23 protein-coding genes are annotated in these 23033 nt (G+C 71.8%); 8 read left to right on the top strand and 15 right to left on the bottom strand.

The features are described from left to right. Positions 1 to 7 precede the first annotated feature (7 nt). On the top strand, positions 8 to 694 hold the full coding sequence (locus tag R2D22_RS28840; RefSeq protein WP_318110045.1) for a FadR/GntR family transcriptional regulator: 687 nt from the start codon (positions 8 to 10) through the stop codon (positions 692 to 694). Here the strand turns inward: R2D22_RS28840 and R2D22_RS28835 are convergent. From R2D22_RS28835 to fabG, 3 genes are all read right to left on the bottom strand, one after another. Then, positions 657 to 1025 carry a hypothetical protein gene (locus R2D22_RS28835; RefSeq protein ID WP_318107612.1) on the bottom strand — a complete coding sequence of 123 codons (369 nt, stop codon included), beginning with the start codon at positions 1023 to 1025 and terminating at the stop codon, positions 657 to 659. The two genes, R2D22_RS28840 and R2D22_RS28835, sit on opposite strands and share 38 nt — an antisense overlap. Positions 1026 to 1409: 384 nt before the next feature. Then, positions 1410 to 2186: an enoyl-ACP reductase FabI gene (fabI, locus tag R2D22_RS28830; protein ID WP_318107611.1), complete on the bottom strand. Its 777-nt coding sequence runs from the start codon at positions 2184 to 2186 to the stop codon at positions 1410 to 1412. Positions 2187 to 2191: 5 nt separating this feature from the next. Then, complete coding sequence (gene fabG, locus R2D22_RS28825) at positions 2192 to 2911, bottom strand: 3-oxoacyl-[acyl-carrier-protein] reductase (RefSeq protein ID WP_318107610.1); 720 nt, start codon at positions 2909 to 2911, stop codon at positions 2192 to 2194. A gap of 187 nt (positions 2912 to 3098) precedes the next feature. Between fabG and R2D22_RS28820 the strand changes: the two genes are divergently transcribed. The 3 genes from R2D22_RS28820 to tyrS are packed head-to-tail and all read left to right on the top strand — an operon-like array spanning position 3099 to position 7348. Next, entirely contained in the window at positions 3099 to 4631 is a 1533-nt protein-coding gene (locus R2D22_RS28820) for a TldD/PmbA family protein (protein ID WP_318107609.1), read from the top strand. After that, on the top strand, positions 4628 to 6022 hold the full coding sequence (locus R2D22_RS28815; protein WP_318107608.1) for a metallopeptidase TldD-related protein: 1395 nt from the start codon (positions 4628 to 4630) through the stop codon (positions 6020 to 6022). The genes R2D22_RS28820 and R2D22_RS28815 overlap by 4 nt, the downstream gene beginning before the upstream one ends. Before the next feature lie 57 nt (positions 6023 to 6079). Further along, the gene (tyrS, locus tag R2D22_RS28810; protein WP_318107607.1) at positions 6080 to 7348 is read left to right on the top strand and encodes a tyrosine--tRNA ligase; all 1269 of its coding nucleotides are present in this window, start codon (positions 6080 to 6082) and stop codon (positions 7346 to 7348) included. Between the two features lie 144 nt (positions 7349 to 7492). On the opposite strand, the gene R2D22_RS28805 is transcribed toward tyrS, so the two are convergent. Next, a complete protein-coding gene (locus R2D22_RS28805; RefSeq protein ID WP_318110044.1) occupies positions 7493 to 7768 on the bottom strand; it encodes a GlsB/YeaQ/YmgE family stress response membrane protein in 276 nt (91 codons plus the stop codon). Positions 7769 to 7949: 181 nt separating this feature from the next. Between R2D22_RS28805 and R2D22_RS28800 the strand changes: the two genes are divergently transcribed. Then, a complete protein-coding gene (locus tag R2D22_RS28800; RefSeq protein ID WP_318110042.1) occupies positions 7950 to 8357 on the top strand; it encodes a DUF3099 domain-containing protein in 408 nt (135 codons plus the stop codon). A 134-nt stretch (positions 8358 to 8491) separates the two neighbouring features. Next, entirely contained in the window at positions 8492 to 8752 is a 261-nt protein-coding gene (locus R2D22_RS28795) for a hypothetical protein (protein ID WP_318107606.1), read from the top strand. On the opposite strand, the gene moaA is transcribed toward R2D22_RS28795, so the two are convergent. The 3 genes from moaA to R2D22_RS28780 all read right to left on the bottom strand — a co-directional run bounded on the left by moaA (position 8735) and on the right by R2D22_RS28780 (position 11898). After that, positions 8735 to 9727: a GTP 3',8-cyclase MoaA gene (gene moaA, locus R2D22_RS28790; protein ID WP_318107605.1), complete on the bottom strand. Its 993-nt coding sequence runs from the start codon at positions 9725 to 9727 to the stop codon at positions 8735 to 8737. The genes R2D22_RS28795 and moaA overlap by 18 nt on opposite strands. 162 nt (positions 9728 to 9889) lie before the next feature. Next, the gene (locus tag R2D22_RS28785; protein ID WP_318107604.1) at positions 9890 to 11536 is read right to left on the bottom strand and encodes a solute symporter family protein; all 1647 of its coding nucleotides are present in this window, start codon (positions 11534 to 11536) and stop codon (positions 9890 to 9892) included. Continuing rightward, positions 11533 to 11898: a DUF485 domain-containing protein gene (locus R2D22_RS28780; RefSeq protein WP_318107603.1), complete on the bottom strand. Its 366-nt coding sequence runs from the start codon at positions 11896 to 11898 to the stop codon at positions 11533 to 11535. The genes R2D22_RS28785 and R2D22_RS28780 overlap by 4 nt, the downstream gene beginning before the upstream one ends. 257 nt (positions 11899 to 12155) lie before the next feature. Here R2D22_RS28780 and R2D22_RS28775 point away from each other — a divergent pair, with 257 nt between their 5' ends. After that, positions 12156 to 13691, top strand: coding sequence for a S8 family peptidase (locus R2D22_RS28775; protein ID WP_318107602.1), 1536 nt, complete (start codon positions 12156 to 12158; stop codon positions 13689 to 13691). Between the two features lie 78 nt (positions 13692 to 13769). Next, complete coding sequence (locus R2D22_RS28770; RefSeq protein WP_318107601.1) at positions 13770 to 15065, top strand: CoA transferase; 1296 nt, start codon at positions 13770 to 13772, stop codon at positions 15063 to 15065. 265 nt (positions 15066 to 15330) lie between these two features. Here the strand turns inward: R2D22_RS28770 and R2D22_RS28765 are convergent, their stop codons facing one another. The 8 genes from R2D22_RS28765 to R2D22_RS28730 form a co-directional block, all read right to left on the bottom strand. Further along, on the bottom strand, positions 15331 to 16374 hold the full coding sequence (locus tag R2D22_RS28765) for a zinc-dependent alcohol dehydrogenase family protein (protein WP_318107600.1): 1044 nt from the start codon (positions 16372 to 16374) through the stop codon (positions 15331 to 15333). Between the two features lie 18 nt (positions 16375 to 16392). After that, complete coding sequence (locus tag R2D22_RS28760) at positions 16393 to 17052, bottom strand: lysoplasmalogenase (protein WP_318107599.1); 660 nt, start codon at positions 17050 to 17052, stop codon at positions 16393 to 16395. Continuing rightward, the gene (locus R2D22_RS28755) at positions 17049 to 17933 is read right to left on the bottom strand and encodes a sterol desaturase family protein (RefSeq protein WP_318107598.1); all 885 of its coding nucleotides are present in this window, start codon (positions 17931 to 17933) and stop codon (positions 17049 to 17051) included. The genes R2D22_RS28760 and R2D22_RS28755 overlap by 4 nt, the downstream gene beginning before the upstream one ends. A gap of 135 nt (positions 17934 to 18068) precedes the next feature. After that, a complete protein-coding gene (locus R2D22_RS28750) occupies positions 18069 to 18782 on the bottom strand; it encodes a VIT1/CCC1 transporter family protein (protein ID WP_318107597.1) in 714 nt (237 codons plus the stop codon). 24 nt (positions 18783 to 18806) lie between these two features. Further along, entirely contained in the window at positions 18807 to 20033 is a 1227-nt protein-coding gene (locus R2D22_RS28745) for an amidohydrolase family protein (protein WP_318107596.1), read from the bottom strand. Then, complete coding sequence (locus R2D22_RS28740) at positions 20030 to 21313, bottom strand: amidohydrolase family protein (RefSeq protein ID WP_318107595.1); 1284 nt, start codon at positions 21311 to 21313, stop codon at positions 20030 to 20032. Before R2D22_RS28740 ends, R2D22_RS28745 begins: the two co-directional genes overlap by 4 nt. A 10-nt stretch (positions 21314 to 21323) precedes the next feature. Continuing rightward, the gene (locus tag R2D22_RS28735; RefSeq protein WP_318107594.1) at positions 21324 to 22208 is read right to left on the bottom strand and encodes an SDR family NAD(P)-dependent oxidoreductase; all 885 of its coding nucleotides are present in this window, start codon (positions 22206 to 22208) and stop codon (positions 21324 to 21326) included. Beyond that, complete coding sequence (locus R2D22_RS28730; protein WP_318107593.1) at positions 22208 to 23005, bottom strand: acetoacetate decarboxylase family protein; 798 nt, start codon at positions 23003 to 23005, stop codon at positions 22208 to 22210. Before R2D22_RS28730 ends, R2D22_RS28735 begins: the two co-directional genes overlap by 1 nt. Positions 23006 to 23033: the final 28 nt, after the last annotated feature.

The raw sequence follows: 23033 nt of genomic DNA, 5'->3' as shown, positions 1-23033 counted from the left end.
GCACCTCATGGCGCTCAGCTCGCCCCGGCGTTCCGCGCTGTCGGACCAGGTGATCGCGCAACTGCGGAACCAGATCACGTCCGGCGAGTGGCCGGTGGGCTCGCGCATCCCGACGGAGCCCGAGCTGGTCGAGCAGTTGGGCGTGGCCCGCAACACCGTGCGCGAGGCGGTCCGCGCGCTCGCGCACAACGGGCTGCTCGACATCCGCCAGGGCTCGGGCACGTACGTCCTCGCGACCAGCGAGCTGGCCGGGGTGATGCACCGGCGGTTCGCCGGTTCGGACCCGCGGCACGTCGCCGAGGTGCGGTCGACGCTGGAGTCCTCGGCGGCGCGGCTCGCCGCGGAGCGGCGCACCGAGCGGGACGTACGGCAGCTGGAGACGCTGCTCGCGCGACGCGAGGAGGCGTGGGCGTCGGGCGACGCGGAGCGGTTCGTGACGACGGACGCGACCTTCCACCACGCGGTGGTGGCGGCCTCCCACAACGACGTGCTGACCGGCCTCTACGCGGACCTCGGGGATCTCCTGCGGGACTGGCTGCGCGAGGACGTGGGTGAGGTGCTGCGGCCGGAGAACCACATGGATCACGGGCGTCTGGTGGCCGCGATCCGGGCCGGAGACGGGGACACGGCGGCGGCCGAGGCGGCGAGCTACCCGTTCATGTGCCTGCGGAGTCCCGCTCAGGCTGGTGGGTGAGCCAGGCGGTCCGGACGTCCTTCCAACAGCGGCCGGTCAGCTCGGCGTAGGCGGTGGGGCCGACGTCGACGGGGGCGCTGTCGGTGTCCACGTCCCACCACTTCTCGCACTCGACGTGCAACCGGACGCGGTCGGTGCGGGGGTAGGGGTTGTGGCAGTACGCCGTGACCCGCGAGCCCTCGACGGTGGTGCTGCAGGACGCCTCGTACGCCGGGGGCCGTTCGGCCGGGACCGCGGGTGCGGCGCGTACCTCGGCGAGGACGGTGGCGGTGCCGGCGAGGAGTACGGCGGCCGAGGAGACCCCGACCGCTCTGCGGTGCTTTGCACGCACGGCCGCACCTCCTCCCCGTCGGCAGACAGAAACGTCATGCTCCGACCAGTCTGGGGTGATCCGCCGGACTTTTCGACTCGAACCCGTTCCGCAAAGCCCGAGGGCCGGCGAGCCACCCCGTCGGGGCGGCCCACCGGCCCTCGTGACGCCTGCGCGGCGCTTACGCGCCGACGGTCCGGATACCCGCCGTCAGGCGGCTACGCGCCGATGGCGTGCAGGCCGCCGTCGACGTGGATGATCTCGCCGGTCGACTGCGTTCTCCCTGCCGCCCTCGCACCGCTCGGCCCTGGCGGGCCTCCCGGGCTTCGGACGGCTGCACCGGACTCCGTCCGGTGGGCGGGGCACCGCCCACGCAGGCTCGTCCGGATACCCGCCGCCAGGCGGCTACGCGCCGATGGCGTGCAGGCCGCCGTCGACGTGGATGATCTCGCCGGTCGTCTTCGGGAACCAGTCGCTCAGCAGGGCGACGATGGCCTTGCCGGCCGGCTCCGGGTCGGACAGGTCCCACTCCAGCGGGGAGCGGGAGTCCCAGACGCTCGCCAGCTCGCCGAAGCCCGGGATGGACTTGGCGGCCATGGAGCCGAGCGGGCCGGCGGAGACCAGGTTGCAGCGGATCTCCTGCTTGCCGAGGTCGCGGGCCATGTAGCGGTTGGTGGCCTCCAGGGCGGCCTTGGCCGGACCCATCCAGTCGTACTGCGGCCAGGCGAACTTCGCGTCGAAGGTGAGGCCGACGACGGAACCGCCCTCGCTCATCAGCGGCAGCAGCGCCATGGTCAGGGACTTCAGCGAGAAGGCCGAGACGTGCATGGCGGTGGCGACCGACTCGAACGGCGTGTTGAGGAAGTTGCCGCCGAGCGCGTCCTGCGGGGCGAAGCCGATGGAGTGGACGATGCCGTCGATGCGGTCGCCCAGGTGCTCGCGGACCTGGCCCTCCAGGCGGGCGAGGTGCTCGTCGTTGGAGACGTCGAGCTCGAGGACCTTGACGTTCTCGGGCTTGGGGAGCTTCTTGGCGATGCGCTCGGTCAGCGTGGGCCGGGGCCAGGCGGTGAGGATGATCTCCGCGCCCTGCTCCTGGGCCAGCTTCGCGGCGTGGAACGCGATGGAGGACTCCATCAGCACGCCGGTGATCAGAATGCGCTTGCCTTCGAGAATTCCGCTCATGGTGATCAGTGACCCATGCCCAATCCGCCGTCAACCGGGATGACGGCTCCAGTGATGTACGAGGCGTCGTCGGAGGCGAGGAACCTGACCGCGGCGGCGATCTCCTCCGGCTGCGCGTAGCGACCCAGCGGAACCTGGGACACGATGCCCGCGCGCTGGTCGTCGGTGAGCACCTTGGTCATGTCGGTGTCGACGAAACCGGGCGCGACGACGTTGAACGTGATGTTGCGCGAACCCAGCTCACGGGCGAGGGAACGGGCGAAGCCGACCAGGCCGGCCTTCGAGGCGGCGTAGTTCGCCTGCCCGGCGGAGCCGAGCAGTCCGACGACCGAGGAGATCAGGACGACGCGGCCCTTCTTGGCACGGAGCATGCCGCGGTTGGCCCGCTTCACGACCCGGAAGGTGCCGGTGAGGTTGGTGTCGAGGACGGACGTGAAGTCCTCCTCGGACATCCGCATCAGCAACTGGTCCTTGGTGACGCCGGCGTTGGCCACCAGCACCTCCACCGGACCGTGCTTCTCCTCGATCTCCTTGTAGGCCTGCTCCACCTGCTCGGTGTCGGTGATGTCGCACTTGACGGCGAGGCAGCCGAGCTCGGTCAGAGCGGCCGGCGGCTCCCCGGTCCGGTACGTGATGGCGACCTTGTCGCCGGCCTCGGCGAAAGCGCGGGCGATGGCGAGGCCGATGCCCCGGTTTCCTCCGGTGACGAGAACCGAGCGGCTCAACGGATCACCCTTTCGATAAGCGGTCTGGTACCTCGAAAACCTATCGGTCCGGTCGCTCTTCGCGGGAATCGACCCCTGACAGTGGCACCCGCATGCCACTGTCGGGTCCCTACAGAAAGCTCGTGGCATCGCGCCCCGAAGCGCGACATGATCAGGGACGACCGGTCTCACACGACAGGAGACAGCTGTGCCATCTGGGACCCATTCCCTCGACGAAGCCTTCACGGCGCTGCCGCTGCGGGCACTCGCCGACGCGGCGCTCGCGCGGGCGCGCGCGCTCGGCGCGACGCATGCCGATTTCCGCCTGGAGCGGGTGCGCAGCGCCTCCTGGCGGCTCCGGGACGCCAAGCCCGCGGGCTCCTCGGACACCACGGATCTCGGGTACGCGGTGCGGGTGGTGCACGGCGGCGCCTGGGGGTTCGCGTCCGGGGTCGACCTGACCATGGACGCGGCGGCGCGGGTCGCCTCGCAGGCGGTGGCGATGGCCCAGCTGTCCGCGAAGATCATCTCCGCGGCGGGGTCCGATGAGCGCGTGGAGCTGGCCGAGGAGCCGGTGCACGCGGAGAAGACGTGGATCTCGTCGTACGAGATCAACCCGTTCGACGTGCCCGGCGAGGAGAAGAGCGCGCTGCTCGCCGACTGGAGCGCGCGGCTGCTGGGCGCCGAGGGCGTGGCGCACGTGGACGCGTCGCTGATGACCGTCCAGGAGAACAAGTTCTACGCGGACACGGCGGGCACCGTGACCACGCAGCAGCGGGTCCGGTTGCACCCGCAGCTGACCGCCGTCGCGGTGGACGGGACGACCGGCGAGTTCGACTCGATGCGGACGATCGCGCCGCCGGTCGGGCGCGGCTGGGAGTACCTGACCGGCACCGGGTGGGACTGGGACGCGGAGCTGGAGGAGATCCCCGGCCTGCTCGCCGAGAAGATGCGCGCGCCGAGCGTCGAGGCGGGGCGGTACGACCTGGTCGTCGACCCGTCGAACCTGTGGCTGACGATCCACGAGTCGATCGGTCACGCGACCGAGCTGGACCGGGCGCTGGGCTACGAGGCGGCGTACGCGGGCACCTCGTTCGCCACCTTCGACCAGCTCGGCAAGCTGACGTACGGCTCGCCGATCATGAACGTCACGGGCGACAGGACCGCCGAGCACGGCCTCGCGACCATCGGGTACGACGACGAGGGCGTCCAGGCTCAGAGCTGGGACCTGGTGAAGGACGGCACGCTGGTCGGCTACCAGCTCGACCGGCGGATCGCGAAGCTGACCGGCCTGGGCCGGTCCAACGGCTGCGCGTTCGCGGACTCCCCCGGCCATGTGCCGGTGCAGCGGATGGCGAACGTGTCGCTGCAGCCGGACCCGGGCGGGCTCTCCACGGAGGATCTGATCGGGGGTGTGGAGCGCGGCATCTACGTGGTCGGCGACCGGTCGTGGTCGATCGACATGCAGCGCTACAACTTCCAGTTCACCGGGCAGCGCTTCTTCCGCATCGAGAACGGCCGGCTGGCCGGTCAGCTGCGGGACGTCGCGTACCAGGCGACGACGACGGACTTCTGGGGCTCGATGGAGAAGGTCGGCGGCCCGCAGACGTACGTCCTGGGCGGCGCCTTCAACTGCGGCAAGGCCCAGCCGGGCCAGGTCGCCGCGGTCTCCCACGGCTGCCCCTCCGCCCTCTTCCGGGGCGTGAACATTCTGAACACCACGCAGGAGGCGGGGCGATGAGCTCTCGGATCACCAAGCCGTACGAGATCGTCGAGCGCGCCCTGGAGCTGTCGCGCGCGGACGGATGCGTCGTCATCGCGGACGAGGAGTCGAGCGCCAACCTGCGCTGGGCCGGGAACGCGCTGACCACCAACGGCGTCACCCGCGGCCGCACGCTCACCGTGGTCGCCACGGTCGACGGTGCGCAGGGCACCGCCTCCGGCGTCGTGTCCCGGTCGGCCGTCACGGCGGACGACCTGGAGCCGCTGGTGCGGGCGGCCGAGGAGGCCGCGCGGGCCGCGGGGCCCGCGGAGGACGCCCAGCCGCTGGTCGCGGGCGTGCCCGCGTCCCCCGACTTCACCGACGCGCCCGCCGAGACGTCCTCGGCCGTGTTCGCGGACTTCGCGCCCGCCCTCGGCGAGGCGTTCGCCCGGGCCCGGGCCGGCAGCCGGGAGCTGTACGGCTTCGCCAACCACGAGCTGACCTCCACGTACCTGGGCACGTCGACGGGGCTGCGGCTCCGGCACGACCAGCCGAAGGGCACTCTGGAGCTGAACGCCAAGTCGCCCGACCGCACCCGCTCGGCCTGGGCCGGCCGGGCGACCCGGGACTTCAAGGACGTCGACCCGGCGGCCCTGGACGCCGAGCTGGCGACCCGGCTCGGCTGGGCGCAGCGCCGCTTGGAGCTGCCCGCCGGGCGGTACGAGACGCTGCTGCCGCCGACCGCCGTCGCCGACCTGCTGATCTACCAGTTCTGGTCGTCGGCCGCCCGGGACGCCGTGGAGGGCCGTACCGTCTTCTCCAAGCCCGGCGGCGGCACCCGGATCGGCGAGACGCTCTCGCCGCTGCCGCTGACCCTGCGCTCCGACCCGAACGAGCCGGGCCTGGAGTCCGCGCCGTTCGTGATCGCCCACGCGTCCGGCGACGACTCCTCGGTCTTCGACAACGGCCTGCCGCTCGCGCCGACGGACTGGGTGCGGGAAGGGACGCTGGAGCACCTGACGACGACCCGGCACAGCGCGGGCCTCACCCGGTTGCCCGTCGCCCCTGCGATCGGCAACCTGGTCCTGGACGGCGGTGGCGAGCGGTCGCTCGACGAGATGGTCGCCGCCACCGAGCGCGGTCTGCTGCTGACCTGCCTCTGGTACATCCGCGAGGTCGACCCGGCGACGCTGCTGCTGACCGGGCTGACCCGGGACGGCGTCTACCTGGTCGAGAACGGCGAGGTGGTCGGCGAGGTGAACAACTTCCGGTTCAACGAGTCGCCGGTGGACCTGCTGTCGCGGGCCTCCGAGGCGGGGCGGACCGAGAAGACGCTGCCGCGCGAGTGGAGCGACTGGTTCACCCGGGCCGCGATGCCCGCCCTGCGGGTGCCGGACTTCAACATGAGCTCGGTCAGCAAGGGAGTCTGACCCGCCTAGACTGGGCGGACATCTGTACTGCTGATTCATCACGAGGAGACGGACGACGTGACGGACATCGTCGAGGAGCTGAAGTGGCGCGGGCTGTTCGCCCAGTCCACCGACGAGGACGCTTTGCGCAAGGCTCTCGCGGACGGTCCCGTCACGTTCTATTGCGGCTTCGACCCGACCGCCGCCAGTCTCCACGTCGGCCACCTGGTCCAGGTGCTCACCGTCCGCCGGCTCCAGCAGGCCGGGCACCGGCCGCTGGCGCTGGTCGGCGGGGCGACCGGCCAGATCGGCGACCCGCGTCCCACCGCCGAGCGCACCCTGAACGACCCGGAGACGGTCGCGAACTGGGTGAACCGGCTGCGCGGCCAGATCGAGCCGTACCTCTCCTTCGAGGGCGAGAACGCCGCGATCATGGTGAACAACCTGGACTGGACCGCCGGCATGTCGGCGATCGAGTTCCTGCGGGACATCGGCAAGCACTTCCGGGTCAACAAGATGCTGACCAAGGACTCGGTCGCGCGGCGGCTCGAGTCCGAGCAGGGCATCAGCTACACCGAGTTCAGCTACCAGCTGCTCCAGGGCATGGACTTCCTGGAGCTGTACCGGCGCTACGGCTGCACGCTGCAGCAGGGCGGTTCCGACCAGTGGGGCAACCTGGTGGCCGGCCTCGACCTGATCCACCGCATGGAGCCGGACGCGGTCGTGCACGCGCTGGCGACGCCGCTGATGACGAAGGCGGACGGCACCAAGTTCGGCAAGACCGAGGGCGGCGCCGTCTGGCTCGACCCGGAGATGACCACGCCGTACGCGTTCTACCAGTTCTGGCTGAACGTGGACGACCGGGACATCACCCGGTACATGCGCATCCTCTCCTTCAAGTCCCGTGAGGAGCTGGAGGAGCTGGAGCGCATCACCGAGGAGCGGCCGCAGGCCCGCACCGCGCAGCGCGCGCTGGCCGAGGAGCTGACCGCGCTGGTGCACGGCGCCGACCAGTGCGCGGCCGTGATCGCCGCGTCGAAGGCGCTGTTCGGCCAGGGCGAGCTGGCGGACCTGGACGAGGCGACGCTGGCGGCGGCGCTCTCGGAGCTGCCGCACGCGAAGGTCACCGAGCTGGGTCAGGTCGTGGACCTGTTCACCGAGGTCGGTCTCGCACCGAGCAGGTCGGCGGCGCGGCGCACGGTGAAGGAGGGCGGGGCGTACGTGAACAACGTGAAGGTCACCGCCGAGGACGCCGAGGTCGCGGCGGAGGAGCTGCTGCACGGCCGCTGGCTGGTGCTGCGGCGGGGCAAGAAGAACCTGGCGGCGATCGAGTTCGCCGGGGCCTGAGGCGCCGGCACCTCCCGAGCATCCCGAGGACGCAGAACGGCGGCCCGGGTACGCGTTTCACCACGCGTACCCGGGCCGCCGTTCACGTCCCTGCCGGCCGGGCTCCTCGGTGGGCGGCCGTCACTCCGCCCCGCCCGGCCCGGCTCAGGCGGTCCGTTTGTTGCCCTTGAGCTGGACCCACAGCATGTCGCCCAGGCCCACCACCGCGATCGCACCCAGCAGCTGGAGGAGGTGGCGTGTCCAGTCGATGCCCTTCGTCTCGTTGACACCGATCCAGGTCGCGACGGCGTTACCGAGAACGCTGCCGAGAATGCCGAACACGGTCGTCAGCCACAGCGGGATCTGCTGCTTCCCCGGCAGGATCGCCTTCGCGATCAGGCCGAGGACGAATCCCACGATGATCGCCCACAACCAGCCCATCGTCGCCTCCTCGTGCGGCGCAATCTGCGCATGCAGGCTCAGTCTCGGCCAGTCATCCATACGGCGCATGTCGGACAGCTCCATACGTGACCCGGTCTCAGACCGTCCGGGCCGCGGGCGTACCGTGGAAGCAGGTCCGGACCGGGGAGAGTCCGGCACGGACGTCTGGTGGTGGAACGTGATGCGGACGCACGGAAAAGACGAGGTCTTCCGGATCACCGGCGCCCGCAAGGGTCTGGACGAGGACGTACGGGGCCGGCAGCGCCGCTACGTGATCTCGATGACGGTGCGCACCATCTCGGTGATCCTGGCGGCGGTGCTGTGGAACGTGGAACGGCATGTGGCGTTCGTGGCGCTGGCGCTGGGCCTGCTGCTGCCGTACATCGCCGTGGTGATCGCGAACGCGGGCCGCGAGTCGGCGCCCACCCTGCCCTCGACCTTCGTGATGGCGCCGAGCCGTCCGATGCTCGAGGAGAGGACCGCCGACGAGCCGGCCGGCGAGCCCGCCGGCAACGCCGCGGACGCGCCTGCCGATCAGCCCTCCGACAGCCCCGACGAGAAGCTCAAGAAAAGCTCAGATCAATCATGAAGTAACGGTGCACCGCAGTGGGGTCCCCGTGACATACTGCCTTTGCGCTCCGCATCCCCCGTCGGAGCGACGGACCGACGCCGGGCAGCTCCCCCCGTGGCTGCTCGGCGTCGTTTTGTGTGGAGAATGATCCGGTGATCAACCCGGAGAGCGCGGAGAGCGCCGACACCCCGATCTGTTCCGCCAAGGGCTGCCGTGCGGCCGCGGTATGGGTGCTGGCCTGGAACAACCCGAAGCTGCACACGCCGGAGCGGCGCAAGACCTGGCTGGCGTGCGAGGAGCACCGCGAGCACCTGTCCCAGTTCCTGGGCGTCCGCGGCTTCCTCAAGGACGTCGTGTCCCTGGCGGAGTGGGAGGCCCGGCCCGGCGCCGAGGACTCAGCCGCCGATCGCTGACATCGGGCGCTCGGGCTGCAGGAAGCTCGGGTCGTCCAGACCGGAACCGGCCTTCTTCCCCCACATCGCCTGCTTCCAGAGTCGGGCGACCTCGGCGTCCGTGGTGTCGTCCGAGCGCAGGGCCGCCCGCAGGTCCGTCTCCTCGGTGGCGAACAGGCAGGTACGCACCTGGCCGTCGGCGGTGAGCCGGGTCCGGTCGCAGGCCCGGCAGAACGGGCGGGTGACGGAGGCGATCACGCCGACGGTGTGCGGTCCGCCGTCGACCACCCAGCGCTCGGCGGGCGCGGAGCCGCGCTCGTCGGCGCCCTCGGGGGTGAGGGTGAAGCGGGTGCGCAGCGACTCCAGGATGTCCCCGGCGGTGATCATGCCGTCGCGCTTCCAGCCGTGCTGGGCGTCGAGCGGCATCTGCTCGATGAACCGGAGCTCGTACTCGTTCTCCATGGCCCAGGCGAGCAGGTCGGGGGCCTCGTCGTCGTTGAGTCCGGGCATCAGGACCGCGTTGACCTTGACCGGGGTGAGCCCGGCGTCCCGGGCGGCGGCCATGCCGTCCAGCACGTCGTGGTGACGGTCGCGGCGGGTCAGGGTCTTGAAGACGTCGGGGCGCAGCGTGTCGAGGGAGACGTTGACCCGGTCGAGACCGGCGGCCTTCAGGGCGGTGGCGGTGCGCTTGAGACCGATGCCGTTGGTGGTCAGGGACATCCTGGGGCGCGGCTCCAGGGCCGCGCAGCGCTCGACGATGCCGACCAGACCGGGGCGCAGCAGCGGCTCACCACCGGTGAAGCGGACCTCGGTGACGCCGAGGTCGGTGACCGCGATGCGGATCAGCCGGACGATCTCGTCGTCGGTGAGCAGGTCTGGCTTGGCCAGCCACTGCAGGCCCTCCTCGGGCATGCAGTACGTACAGCGGAGGTTGCACCGGTCGGTCAGCGACACGCGCAGGTCGGTGGCCACACGGCCGTAGGTGTCGATGAGCACGGCGCGCACCTGCCTGTCGTTCGGTGATTTCTCCAAGCCGAGCCTACGCGACGGTCCTGACATCGGGCACGGGCCGTTTGGAACGAGGAGCGGGGCGGTCGCGTCGTAGGACTCTACGACGCGACCGCCCCGCGGTTTCGGACGGTGTCGGGACGGGTGCGGTCAGTGCGCTCCGACGCCGGTCAGCGACTTGACCTCGAGCTCCGCGTACTTGCCCGCGTCCGGCTTCTCCTTGGACAGGACGGAGCCGAGCCAGCCGAGCAGGAAGCCGAGCGGGATGGAGACGATGCCCGGGTTCTCCAGCGGGAACCAGTAGAAGTCCACCTCCTTGAACATCGACGTGGGCTTGCCGGAGACGACCGGCGAGAACAGCACGAGGACGACCGCGGAGATCAGACCGCCGTAGATGGACCAGAGCGCGCCGCTGGTGGTGAACCGCTTCCAGAACAGGCTGTAGAGGATCGTCGGCAGGTTGGCGGAGGCGGCGACGGCGAAGGCGAGGGCGACCAGGCCGGCGACGTTGAGGTCGCGGGCGAGCGCGCCGAGCGCGATCGAGACGATGCCGATGAGGACGGTCGCCCAGCGGGCGGCCCGGACCTCCTCCTGCTCGGTGGCCTTGCCGCGCCTGATCACGTTGGCGTAGATGTCGTGCGCGAAGGACGAGGACGAGGCGAGGGTCAGACCGGCGACCACGGCGAGGATGGTCGCGAAGGCGACGGCCGAGATGACGGCGAGCAGGATCGCGCCGCCGGTGGAGCCCGCGCCGCCGCCGACCTCGAGGGCGGCGAGCGGGGCGGCGGTGTTGCCCGCCTTGTTGGAGGCGATGATGTCGCTGTTCTTGAGCAGGGCCGCCGCGCCGAAGCCGAGCACGATCGTCATCAGGTAGAAGGCGCCGATGATGCCGATGGCCCAGTTGACGGACTTCCGGGCCGCCTTGGCAGTGGGCACCGTGTAGAAGCGGATCAGGATGTGCGGCAGGCCGGCGGTGCCGAGGACGAGGGCGATGCCGAGCGAGATGAAGTCCAGCTTCGAGATGGCGGTGGCGCCGTACTTCAGGCCCGGCTCCAGGAACGCGGCGCCCTTGCCGCTGTTGGTCGCGGCGGCGCCGAGCAGCTCGGAGAGGTTGAAGTCGAACTTCAGCAGGATGAGGAAGGTGATCAGGAGCGTGCCGGCGATCAGGAGCACGGCTTTGACCATCTGCACCCAGGTGGTGCCCTTCATGCCGCCGATGGTGACGTACACGATCATCAGCACGCCGACCAGGGCGACGATGGCGACCTTGCCGCCGTCGCTGGTGATGCCGAGCAGCAGCGAGACGAGGACGCCGGCGCCGGCCATCTGGGCGAGCAGGTAGAAGATCGAGACGACGATGGTGGAGGTGCCGGCGGCGGTGCGGACCGGGCGCTGGCGCATCCGGTAGGCGAGCACGTCGCCCATGGTGAAGCGGCCGGAGTTGCGCAGCGGCTCGGCGACCAGGAGCAGGGCGACCAGCCAGGCGACGAGGAAGCCGATGGAGTAGAGGAAGCCGTCGTAACCGAAGAGGGCGATGGCGCCGGCGATGCCGAGGAAGGACGCGGCGGACATGTAGTCGCCGGAGATGGCGAGGCCGTTCTGGAAGCCGGTGAACTGGCGGCCGCCGGCATAGAAGTCGGCCGCGCTGCGGGTCTGCCGGCCCGCCCACACCGTGATGCACAGGGTGGCGACGACGAAGGCCCCGAAGAGGGTGATGATCAGCGGCCGGTGCTCGGAGGTGGCGTTCCCGGCGGCGAGTACGGCGAGGGGCGTGGCGGCCTCGAAGGTGCTGCTCATGCGTCGCCCTCCATACGGGACTTGATGGCCTCCGCCTTGGGGTCGAGCTTCGCGGCCGCGTGCCGCGAGTAGAACCAGGCGATGAGGAAGGTGGTCAGGAACTGGCCGAGCCCGAGGACGAGCGCCACGTTGATGTTGCCGAAGAGCTTGGTGCCCATGAAGCCGCCCGCGTAGTTGGAGAGCAGCACGTAGAGCAGGTACCAGGCGATGAAGCCGATCGTCAGGGGGAAGGCGAACGAGCGGTAGGTGCGGCGCAGTTCGCCGAACTCCGCGCTCTCCTGCATCTCGACGAAACGCTCGGTCGTGGGCGGGACGGGTGTGGTGGCCGTTCCGCCGGGCGGCGGTGTTGCCTCGGTAGCCACGGATTCTCCTCGCGACGCTGCGGTGGGCATGGACAAAGGGACCTCGCTGGGGGTAGGGGGCGGGAGCCGCCGGGGGAAGCTCCTCCCCTGCACAACGGCACGGAGCCCGCGGCGAAGCGGTTCACCGGATCTTTTTCTCCATCCGGCCCTGTCAACTCATTGATGTGCCGGGAAGATCAGCGATAGCTTCACTCGTCATGCACCTGTCCACGCGCAATGGGTGCGCGGACAGTACATACGGATGATGTGGAGAACCCATGGCTCATCTGGGATCCAGACGCGGGCGTGTACTCGCTCTGCCCGTCGGTCTGGCGCTCACGGCCTCGCTCGGCTTCCTGCCCACCGGCGCCAGCGCGGCGCCCCTGGACGACGCTCCGGCGACCGTCGCCTCGTACGACGGCCCGAAGCTGTCGTACGTGGTGAACATCGAGGGCGGCCGGCACACCGGCGCCGCGGTCAAGCGTGCGATAGCCGCGGCCGGCGGCAGCATCGTCATCTCGTACGACCAGATCGGCGTCATCGTCGTCCACTCGCAGAACCCCGAGTTCGCGAAGACGATCCGCACGGTCCGTGGCGTCGTCTCGGCCGGTGCGACGCGCACCGCGCCGCTCTCGGTCCAGCGGGACGCGTCCGTCGGCGAGGGCGCCCAGTCCCTCACCGCCGCGGAGGCGCAGGCCGCGGCGGCGGAGGCCACCGACGGGCAGGACCCGCTCGAGCCGCTGCAGTGGGACCTGCCGGCCATCAAGGCAGACAAGGCGCACGAGAAGACCCTCGGCAGCAGCAAGGTCACGGTCGGCGTCATCGACACGGGTGTCGACGACACGCACCCGGACCTCGCGCCGAACTTCGACGCCGCCGCCTCGGCGAACTGCGTGACCGGCGCGCCGGACACCACGCCGGGCTCCTGGCGTCCGATGGCGGGCGAGAGCGACCACGGCACGCACGTGGCCGGCACCATCGCCGCGGCCAAGAACGGCGTCGGCGTCACCGGCGTCGCGCCGGGCGTGAAGGTCTCCGGCATCAAGGTGTCCACCACGGACGGCTTCTTCTACACCGAGGCCGTGGTCTGCGGCTTCGTGTGGGCGGCCGAGCACGGCGTCGACATCACGAACAACAGCTACTACACCGACCCGTGGCTGTTCGCCTGCAAGAGCGACGAGGACCAGAAGGCCCTCATCGAGGCGACCGCCCGCGCGACCCGCTACGCGGAGCGCAAGGGCACGGTCAACGTCGCCGCGGCCGGCAACTCGAAGATGGACCTGGCGGCGGACGAGATCACCGACACCACCAGCCCGAACGACACCACGCCGGTGACCCGCGTCATCAACCCGCGCGAGTGCTTCGACTACCCGACCATGCTCCCGGGCGTCGTCACGGTCTCCGCGACCGGCGCGAAGGGCCTGAAGGCGTCGTACTCGAACTACGGCAGGGGTGTCATCGACATCGCCGCGCCCGGCGGTGACCGCACCGAGTACCAGACCCCGGACGCCCCGGCGGTCAACGGCCGGATCCTGTCGACCACGGTCAACGGCGGCTACAACTACAAGGCCGGTACGTCGATGGCCTCGCCGCACGCCGCGGGTGTGCTCGCGCTGATCAAGTCGCGTCACCCCGACGCGTCGCCGGCGGAGCTGAAGGACATGCTCTACAGCCAGGCCGACAACCACGCCTGCACGAACCCGTACGACATCGAGGGTGACGGCACCGTGGACGCGGTCTGCGAGGGCGGCCTCGGCAAGAACGGCTTCTACGGCGACGGCATCGTCGACGCCCTGGACGCCGTGCGCAAGTAACGCGCGCCCGTGAAGGGCCCCGGTGTGATGAACCACACCGGGGCCCTTTCGCGTGGCACTCAGTGCCATCATGCGCTCATGGACAACACAGTGCGTACAGGTACGGAGTTGTTGTGGGCGGAGCTCGGCGGCGATCCCGCCCTGCTCGACCGCGTGACGTACGGGGGCCCGTCGGGGCTGCTGGCGGCCCGGCTCCCCGTGATGGACCTGGCCCGGGCGACGGTCGCCGTCGCCGGGCTCGCGGCGGTGGAGCGGCAGGGCCTGCCGGGGCCGGTACGGGTCGACGACGGGGCAGTCGCCACGGCCTTCGTCAGCGAGCGTCATCTGCGGGTCGACGGGCGCGCGCCGGTCGCCTTCGCGCCGCTGTCCCGCTTCTGGCGGGCGGCCGACGGCTGGGTCCGCACGCACGCGAACTATCCGCACCACCGGGCGGCGCTGCTCGCCGGGCTCGGGGTGCGCGAGGAGTCGGTGGACGCGGTCGCGGCGGCGATCGCGGAGCGGAAGGCGGTCGAGGTCGAGTCGGCGGTGTACGCGGCCGGGGGCCTCGCGGTCGCCCTGCGCACGCCGCGGGAGTGGGCCGCCCACGAGCAGGGCCGGGAGGTGGCGGCCCGGCCGCTCCTGACCCGGGAACGGCTCGACGACGCGCCGCCGAGGCGGCGTTCGGGTCCGCTGCGGGTGCTCGACCTGACGAGGGTCATCGCCGGGCCGGTCGCGACGCGGACGCTGGCGCTGCTCGGCGCGGACGTGCTGCGGATCGACGCGCCACGGAACCCCGAGCTGCCCGACCAGCACGCGGACACCGCCGTAGGGAAGCGGACGGCGGCGCTGGACCTGGACAGCCCGGCGGACCGGCGCACGCTCGACGAACTCCTCGACTCGGCCGACGTCCTGGTCACCGGCTACCGCCCCGGCGCCCTGGACCGGTTCGGCCTCCACCGCCCCGGCCTGGTCGTCGCCCGGCTGTCCGCGTGGGGCGACTACGGACCCTGGGGGCAGCGGCGCGGCTTCGACAGCCTGGTGCAGGTCGCGACGGGCATCGCGGCGACCGAGGGCTCGGCGGAACAGCCGGGCGTGCTGCCGGCGCAGGCGCTGGACCACGGCACCGGCTATCTGCTCGCCGCGGCCGTACTGCGCTCCCTGACCGAGCAGGACGAGGAGGGCGGCACCCGTCTCGTACGCCTGGCCCTCGCCCAGACCGGCCACTGGCTGACGACAGCCCTCCCCCGCTACGACCCGGAGGCGTACGTAACGGAGTCCCAGGGCCCCCTGGGCCAACTCCGCCACGCTCTGTCCCCCGTCTCGTACGAGGGCGGCCCGACGGGCTGGTCCCGCCCGCCGGGCGTACAGGGGGGCGACGAGCCGGTGTGGCGCTAGGGGGTGGGGATCCGGCGAGGCGCCGGGGCGCCACGGACCCACCCCCGGGAGCCCGAGCAGTGCGACCGGGCCCGCCGCGGGCGGGCGGGGCGGCCACAGGGCGAGCAGGCCGGCGGCCGGGGCCGGGGCCGGGTGGGGCGGCTTCCGCCCGGGCCGCGGGGGCAGGCCGAGCAGCCCCGCCCTGCCCGCCGCCTGCGGGCGGGGCAGGCTGCCGACGGCGTCGCCGGCCGCTCGGCCGGCGACCGGTCGGCAGCCGCCCGTACCCCTACGGCTTGACCAGGACCTTGAGGGCGGTGCGCTCGTCCATGGACTTGTAGCCGGCGGGGACGCCGTCGAGGCCGACGGTCAGGTCGAAGACCGGGGACGGGTCGACGGTGCCGTTCAGGACGTCGGGGAGCAGCTCGGGGATGTACGCGCGGACCGGGGCGACGCCCCCGCGCAGGGCGATGTTGCGGTCGAACATGACGGACAGGTCGAGGCCGGTGCCGCTGCCGTGCGGGACGCCGACGTAGCCGATCGCGCCGCCGTCGCGGGTGATGGCGACGGCGGTGCGCATGGACTGCTCGGTGCCGACGGCCTCGATGACGGCATGCGCGCCCTGGCCGCCGGTCAGTTCGCGGACGGCCGCCTCCGCGGCCTCGCCGCGCTCGGCGACGACGTCGGTGGCGCCGAAGGTGCGGGCGATGTCGGTGCGGGCGGTGTGCCGGCCGAGCGCGATGATCCGCTCGGCGCCGAGCCGCTTCGCGGCGAGGACGCCGCACAGGCCGACCGCGCCGTCGCCGACGACCGCGACCGTGGAGCCGGGCCGCACGCCCGCGCCGAGCGCGGCGTGGTGGCCGGTGCCGAGGACGTCGGACAGCGCGAGCAGCGCGGTGAGCAGCCGGTCGTCGGAGGCGGCGTCGGCGGGCAGCTTGACCAGGGTGCCGTCGGCGAAGGGCACCCGCACGGCCTCGCCCTGGCCGCCGTCGGAGCCCACCGAGCCCCAGAAGCCGCCCTGCGGGCAGGAGGTCTGCAGGCCCTCGTGGCAGTAGTCGCAGGTGCCGTCGGACCATACGAACGGCGCGACGACGAGGTCGCCGGGCGCGAAGCCGGAGACCTCGGAGCCGGCCTCCTCGACGACGCCGAGGAACTCGTGGCCGATGCGCTGGCCGGGCTGCCGGGCGGACTCGCCCCGGTAGGCCCACAGGTCGCTGCCGCAGATGCAGGCGCGCAGCACCCGCAGCACGACGTCCGTCGGCCGCTGGATCACCGGGTCGGGCACGTCCTCCACGCGCATGTCGAACGGGGCGTGGATGGTGGTGGCGCGCATGGTGGACGGTCCTTGCTGTCAGACGGTTGTACGACGCTCACCGTACTCCGAATCCGGAGCTGACGACTCCGCACCCAGCACGCCCACGGTCAGCAAGTACTGCGCGGCGATGTAGGTCAGCATGACCCAGAAGTCCGGCACCGGCGGCTGCGGCCAGTCGGCGATGCCGGTGGCGATCAGCGTGTCGGACAGCAGGAACAGCGCCCCGCCCGCCCCGGCGACGAGCCCGCGCGAGCTGGACCGGTACGCCATGGCGGTGAGCAGCAGCGAGTACCCGGTGACCGGCACGCGCAGGCCGGCGGGCAGGTCGGACCAGAGCGCGGTCACGGTGCCGGTGAGCACGACGCCGTACACGGCCAGGAGGAACGGGGAGTGGCCGCTGCGGCCGAACAGCGCCAGGTAGCAGATGTGGCCGACGGCGAAGGAGCCCATGCCGGCGAGGAACGCCCAGTCCGCTTCGGAGAGCAGCAGGACGTCGCCGCCCCAGCCGAGCAGCAGCGCGGCCACCAGCAGCCGCGGAGCGCCGCGTGTGGTGGCGTACGCGGCGAGCAGCGGCAGGAGCAGCGGCTTGGCGACGAGGTGGCCGAGGTCGGCGCCGGCGAGCAGCGAGACGAGGTCGACGACGGCGGCGAGCAGGAAGGCACCGAGGAGGGCCCGGGAGAGCGCGGGGGTCTTCACGCGACGGCCTCCGGGGCGGCGGGTCCGGTCTCGGGACGGCCGTCGGGCCGCGGGCCCGGCTGCCAGCCCGGCCCGCGGAACACCCGCCCTGCGCGCTCTCTCCAGTTGGCGGCGGCACGGACGTCACGGGCGATGGCGGCGTACTCGTGGGTGGCGACGCGCAGCGGGTTGTACGTGCTGATGTTCTTGGTCAGGCCGAACTCGGGCTTCGCGGTCTCGCCGACCCAGGAACCGAACAGGCGGTCCCAGACGATCAGGATGCCGCCGAAGTTCCGGTCCAGGTAGCCGCCCTGCGAGGCGTGGTGCACGCGGTGGTGGGAGGGCGTGTTGAGGACGTACTCGAAGGGGCGCGGCATCTTGTCGATGCGCTCGGTGTGGATCCAGAACTGGTACACCAGGCTCACCGAGGAGCAGAAGGCGACCGCCGCCGGGTGCACGCCGAGCGCGACCATCGGCAGATAGAACGGCCAGGAGGTGAACCCGGTCCAGGGCTGCCGGAGCGCGGTGCTGAGGTTGAACCTGCGGCTGCTGTGGTGCACCACGTGGGAGGCCCACAGGATGCGCACCACGTGGTGGCCCCGGTGTTGCCAGTAGTAGCAGAAGTCCTGCGCGAGGAGCATCAGCGGGATCGTCCACCACAGCACGGGCACCCGCAGCGGGGTGAGCTCGTGGACCGCGGTGTAGATCGCGACGATCGGGATCTTCCAGAAGAAGTCGAAGACCAGGCTGCCGAGGCCCATGCCGACGCTGGTGGCGGCGTCCTTGGACTCGTACCCGGCCTTGTCCTCGTCCGGATGGATCCGGTAGCTCACCATCTCCACGATCGTGAGCAGCACGAATGCGGGTATGGACCACAGGACGGCATCGGGCAGGTTCGGCATGCGACGAAGGTAGAGGCGGGTGTCGAGGTCCGCCAGACGTCATTACCAACAAGTAAGTAAGACGTGATGTCAGCAGGCTTTGGCGGCTTCCGACAACGCCGTGCGCCGTCCGAGGAGTCGCCGGAACACACCCGGTCAGACCCCCGCCGCCCCCAGCAGCGACCCCGCCGCGTACGTCACCCCCATCGCGAGCGCGCCGCCCACGACGTTGCGGAGAACCGCGCGAGCGGGCGGCGCGGCGCCGAGCCGGGCGCTCCACCAGCCGGTGAAGGCCAGGGCGGCGAGGACGGACAGGACCGTGATCCACAGCCGGTCGTCGGCCGCCGGCAGCACGATCGCCAGCAGCGGCAGGAGCGCGCCGACCGTGAAGGCCAGGAAGCTCGCCCAGGCCGCGTGCCAGGGGTTGGTCAGCTCGTCCGGGTCGATGCCCAGCTCGACCCGGGCGTGGGCGCGCAGCGCGTCGCGTTCGGTGAGCTGCTCGGCGGCCTCGCGGGCGACGTCCGGAGAGAGCCCGCGGGCCGCCAGCAGCCCGGTCAGCTCGGCGAGTTCGGCCTCGGGTCGCTCCTTCAGCTCGCGCCGCTCGACGGCCAGCGCCGCCTTCTCCGAGTCGCGCTGGGTGGACACCGAGACGTACTCCCCCGCCGCCATCGACATCGAGCCGGCGAGGAGCCCGGCCAGGCCCGCCGTGAGCAGCGCGGCCTGGGAGCCGGTCGCTCCGGCTACGCCCACGACGAGACCCGCGGTGGAGACGACACCGTCGTTCGCGCCGAGGACGGCGGCCCGGAGCCAGTTCAGGCGCGAGCCGAGTCCGCCGCCGTGGGCCTCGTCGTGCACAGGGGCTTCAGTCACCCCGGGAGGTTCTCACCCGCTCGCTCACCACACGCGGACCGACCCGCCCGGGGCGAAGGCCGGGCTGGTCGCCCCGTCCGGCACCTCCTTCAGCGGCTCGGCGATCTCCGCCACCGTCGGGCCGTGCACCGCCGCCAGGGTGTCCAGGTACGCCAGGTCGAAGCCGTAGACGCGGGCCGCGTTGCCGCCCGCCATCGCCGCGACCTCCTCCCGCGGCAGACCCGCGTAGGCGATCCGCAGGCCCTCCCGGGAGTACGGGGTGGTGCCCTCGTCGTGCGGGTAGTCGCTGCCCCACATGATCTTGTCGAGGCCGATCCGGTCGCGCAGCGGCACCTCGTGCGGGCGCATGAAGCTCGCGCCGACGTAGCAGTTCTCCCGCCACACCTCGGAGGGCCCGCGCCCCATGGACTCCGCCAGGCCGGCGCCGAACTTCGACTCCGCCGTCGACGCCTTCGCGGAGGCCGCCACCAGCCGCCCGTGGTAGTAGTCCAGCATCTCGAGGACGCCCGGGATCCAGCCCGAACCCTGCTCGGTCAGCACCAGCTTCAGGTCCGGGTGGCGCCGGAACGCCCCGCCGAAGATCAGGTGCCACAGCGCCCGGTGCGAGAACCAGGTCGTCTCCACCATGAAGACCGCCCGCGCCGCCGGCTCGTCGCCGAGCGGCGGCGACGCCGACCCACCGTGGTGGTTGACCGGCACGCCGAGCTCCGAGCAGACCGCCCAGATCGGGTCGTACGCCTCCGAGTACAGCTCGGGCACGGGCGAACCGGGCGGGACACCGGGCAGCAGGATGCCGCCGGTGAGCCCTGCCTCGCGGGTGCGTCGGATCTCCCGTACCGCCTCGTCCACGTCGTTCAGCAGGATCTGCGCCACGCCCGCCCGCCGCCCCGGCGCGTCCGCGCAGAAGTCCGCGAGCCAGCGGTTGTGGGCCTGGAGCCCGGCCCAGCGCTGTTCGTACTCGGCCGGGCTCGGCGGCTGGGCCATCAGCGAGGCCTTGGGGAAGAACGGCGGGATGGTGTTGGGGAAGACGACCTCGGCGACGATGCCGTCCGCCTCCAGCTCGCGCAGCCGGCGCTGCGAGTTCCAGTTCCGGTCGGCGGTGTCGGCGAGCAGGTCCTCGTACGGGTTGACGTAGCCGGCCGCCCAGGCGTCGAACTCGTCGTGGTACCGCTTCTCCAGGTACGGCTTGTAGTCCAGCAGGTCCGCGCCGGCGTGGCAGTCCGCCGAGATGACGGTGTACCGGTCCGTCATGGCGTCGCTCCGATCACCGGGAAGTCGTTCCCGGTCAGCCAGTGCCGGCCGGTCTCGCGCGAGCGCGCCCAGGACGCGGCCACGGCCGCCTGGTCCTCCGACTGCCCGAGCTCGGCCGGGGTGGGGCCGATCCGGCGGGCGATCGGGGCCAGCTTCTCGACGTCGAAGCCGAAGACCTCCGCGGCGGCCAGGCCCAGCATCCGCCGGGTCTCGTCGACCGGGATGTCGTGGAAGGTGTCGCGCAGCCAGGCCCGGGTGCGCGGCCAGGTGCCCTCGGGGTGCGGGAAGTCGCTGCCCCACAGGATGTTGTCGATGCCGATCTCGTAGCGCTGGGCCAGCTCGCGCCGCTTGGTGTTGGTGGCGCAGACGAACACCTGCCGGTCGAGGTACTCGCTGGGCGGCCGCCTCAGCTCGGCGAACGGGGACAGCTTCTTGCCGCCGTGCGCGCCGAGGTAGAGCCGGTCCATGAACCACAGCAGGTTCGGCAGCCACCAGCAGCCGGACTCGGCGACGCCGAACCGCAGCCCCGGGTGGCGCTCGAAGACGCCGGACCAGAGCAGGAACCACAGCGGCCGGGCGGGCCACCAGGTGACCTCGGAGACGTAGATGCCGAGGTGGTCGCCGTACTCCTCGCGGGGCGCGGCCCCGGAGTGGGTGACCAGCGGCATCCCGGTCTCGGCGGCGGCCGCCCAGACCGGGTCGTAACGGCGGTCGTGGTACGGCTCCTTGTCCACCCACATCGACGGGATCATCAACGCCCCGAGCCCGGACTCCTTGGCCCGGTGGATCTCGGCGACGACCTTGTCGGTGTCGGCGGTGACCGGCAGCAGCGCGACGCCGCAGTGCCGTTCGGGGTTCTGGCCGACGAACTCGGCGAGCCAGCGGTTGTGCGCCTGCGCGCCCGCCATGCCGAGCTCGGGGTCCTGGTCGCCGGAGAGCCCGAGGCCGACGCCGAACGGCGCGGCGGTCTGGCTGTCGACGGCGTCCGCGTCGGGAAAGACGACCTCGGCGGCGACACCGTCGCCGTCGAGCTCCTTGAGCCGCTGGGCGGCGTCCCAGCCGCCGCGCAGTCCTTCCTCGTTGTCGCTGAACCATTTCTCGGCGAAGGTCTCGTTGCGCACACCGAGCCGCGTCATCGCCTCGCGGCGGGCGTCCCGGCCGGCGAGGAACTCGTCGAAGGCACGGTGGAAACGGCTGTCCAGATAGGGCCGGTACTGCTCGGTGGGCAGCCCGGCATGGCAGTCGGAGGAGATGATCAGGTACGGGTCGTCGTGAGCCACGGCTGCCCCCTCAATCGAGAATGAAGCTCTCCAGGTAGGACGGGTTGGCGCGGTCGAGCATCGACTGCGAGCGAGCGCGGATCTGCCGGTCGCTGTGCTCGCTCTCGGGCAGGATCCAGAAACGGTCGGCGCGGATGCCGTCGACGACGTGCCCCGCGACCTCCTCGACCGGCGTGAACCGCACCTCGTGCCCGGCCTGCTTCATCGCGGCCTCGAACTGGTCGATGGTGCGGTACGGGGTCCGGCGCGGCCGCTGCTTGGCGTACCGCTCGGGCCGGTTGCGGTGCGACTCCCACAGCCCGGTGCGCAGCATGTGCGGGCCGGGGAACAGGACGGACGCGCCGACCTGGGCCTCCTCCGCCCTGAGGTGGGCGTACAGGGACTCGGTCATGGTGACCACGGCCGCCTTGGTGACGGCGTAGACGGAGGCGGTCGGCAGCGGGGCGATGCCACCGTCGCCTGAGGACGTGTTGACGACATGGCCGGGCACCCCGGCCGCGAGCATCCTCGGCACGAACGCCTGGATGCCGTGGAAGACGCCCCAGACGTTGACCGAGAAGGCCCACTTCCAGTCGTTGGGCTCGTGCTCCCACATCCGGCCCTCGGCCCCGGAGCCGACGCCCGCGTTGTTGCAGAGCACATGGACGGCGCCGAAGGTCTCGTACGCGGCCTCCGCGAGGGCCTGTACGGACTCGGCCTCGCTCACGTCGACCGTCCGGGCGAGGACCCGCGCCCCGCTCTCCGTCAGCTCGTCCGCCGCCTTCGCCAGGGCGGCCTCCTCGACGTCGGCGAGGACGACCGCGAGGCCCTCGGCGGCGAACCGCCGGGCCATGGCGAGGCCGATGCCGCTCGCGGCGCCGGTGACGACGGCGACCTGTCCGGCTTCCAGCCGCATCAGACGCTCCCCTCGGGCGGTCCGTCGAGGATCTGCCGCGGGTCGTCGTAGCGCTGGTGGACGTACGGCAGCAGGGCCTGGGCGCTGACCCGTTCGACGACCTTGCCCTTCTGGTCGGTGGTCTTCTCGCCGATGGTGATCTCGACCAGCCGGCGGACGGGAAGGTCGGCGACCGGGTCGTACATGGACTCGCGCAGCACCACGTCGCCGCTGATCCGCTCCAGCTTGCGCACCTTCTCGTGGCGCACGCAGTGGACCAGGACGGGGTCGTCGTCGAAGCCCGAACCGTCCACGGCAGGCAGGAACTTGAAGTAGAAGTCGGTCTTGTCGGCGGGCTCGGGGGCCGGCAGTGGGCCGGACACCGCGCCGCGGACCTCGACGAAGGCGATGCCGTGCCGGGCGAGCGCGGCGCGGACGACCAGCCCGTCGCGCTCGACGGTCACCTCGCCGAGCTTCTTGGGCTCGCCGAAGACCTCCCGCCCGCCGGTCAGGGCCCGCTCGTGGGTCATCGGCATGACCAGCGGGTACCAGCCCTGCTGGTCGCCGTGGGCGGCCGCGACGGCGACCGAGCCGGCGCCGAGCGGGTAGCCGGGCAGGTCGACCTTGCTGATGTTGGCCCGGACCAGGGGGCGTTCGGCGGGCTGGAGCGGCGGCGGCAGCACCGCCGCGACCACGTCCGGGTCCGTCTCCCAGACCGCCACCACGCCGGTGGACCAGATGTCGGGGAGCTTGGAGTTCGCGCTGCGCGCCGCTGCGATCTCGTCCTCGGTGCGCGCGCCGTACCGTACACGTGCCATGACGTACCACCCTTCGGTTCCTCGTCGG

The organism is Streptomyces sp. HUAS YS2 (genome assembly GCF_033343995.1).
Lineage (GTDB): Bacteria > Actinomycetota > Actinomycetes > Streptomycetales > Streptomycetaceae > Streptomyces > Streptomyces solicathayae.
The sequence above is the reverse complement of the archived record's forward strand: the minus strand, read 5'-3'. Positions and strand labels throughout refer to the sequence as shown.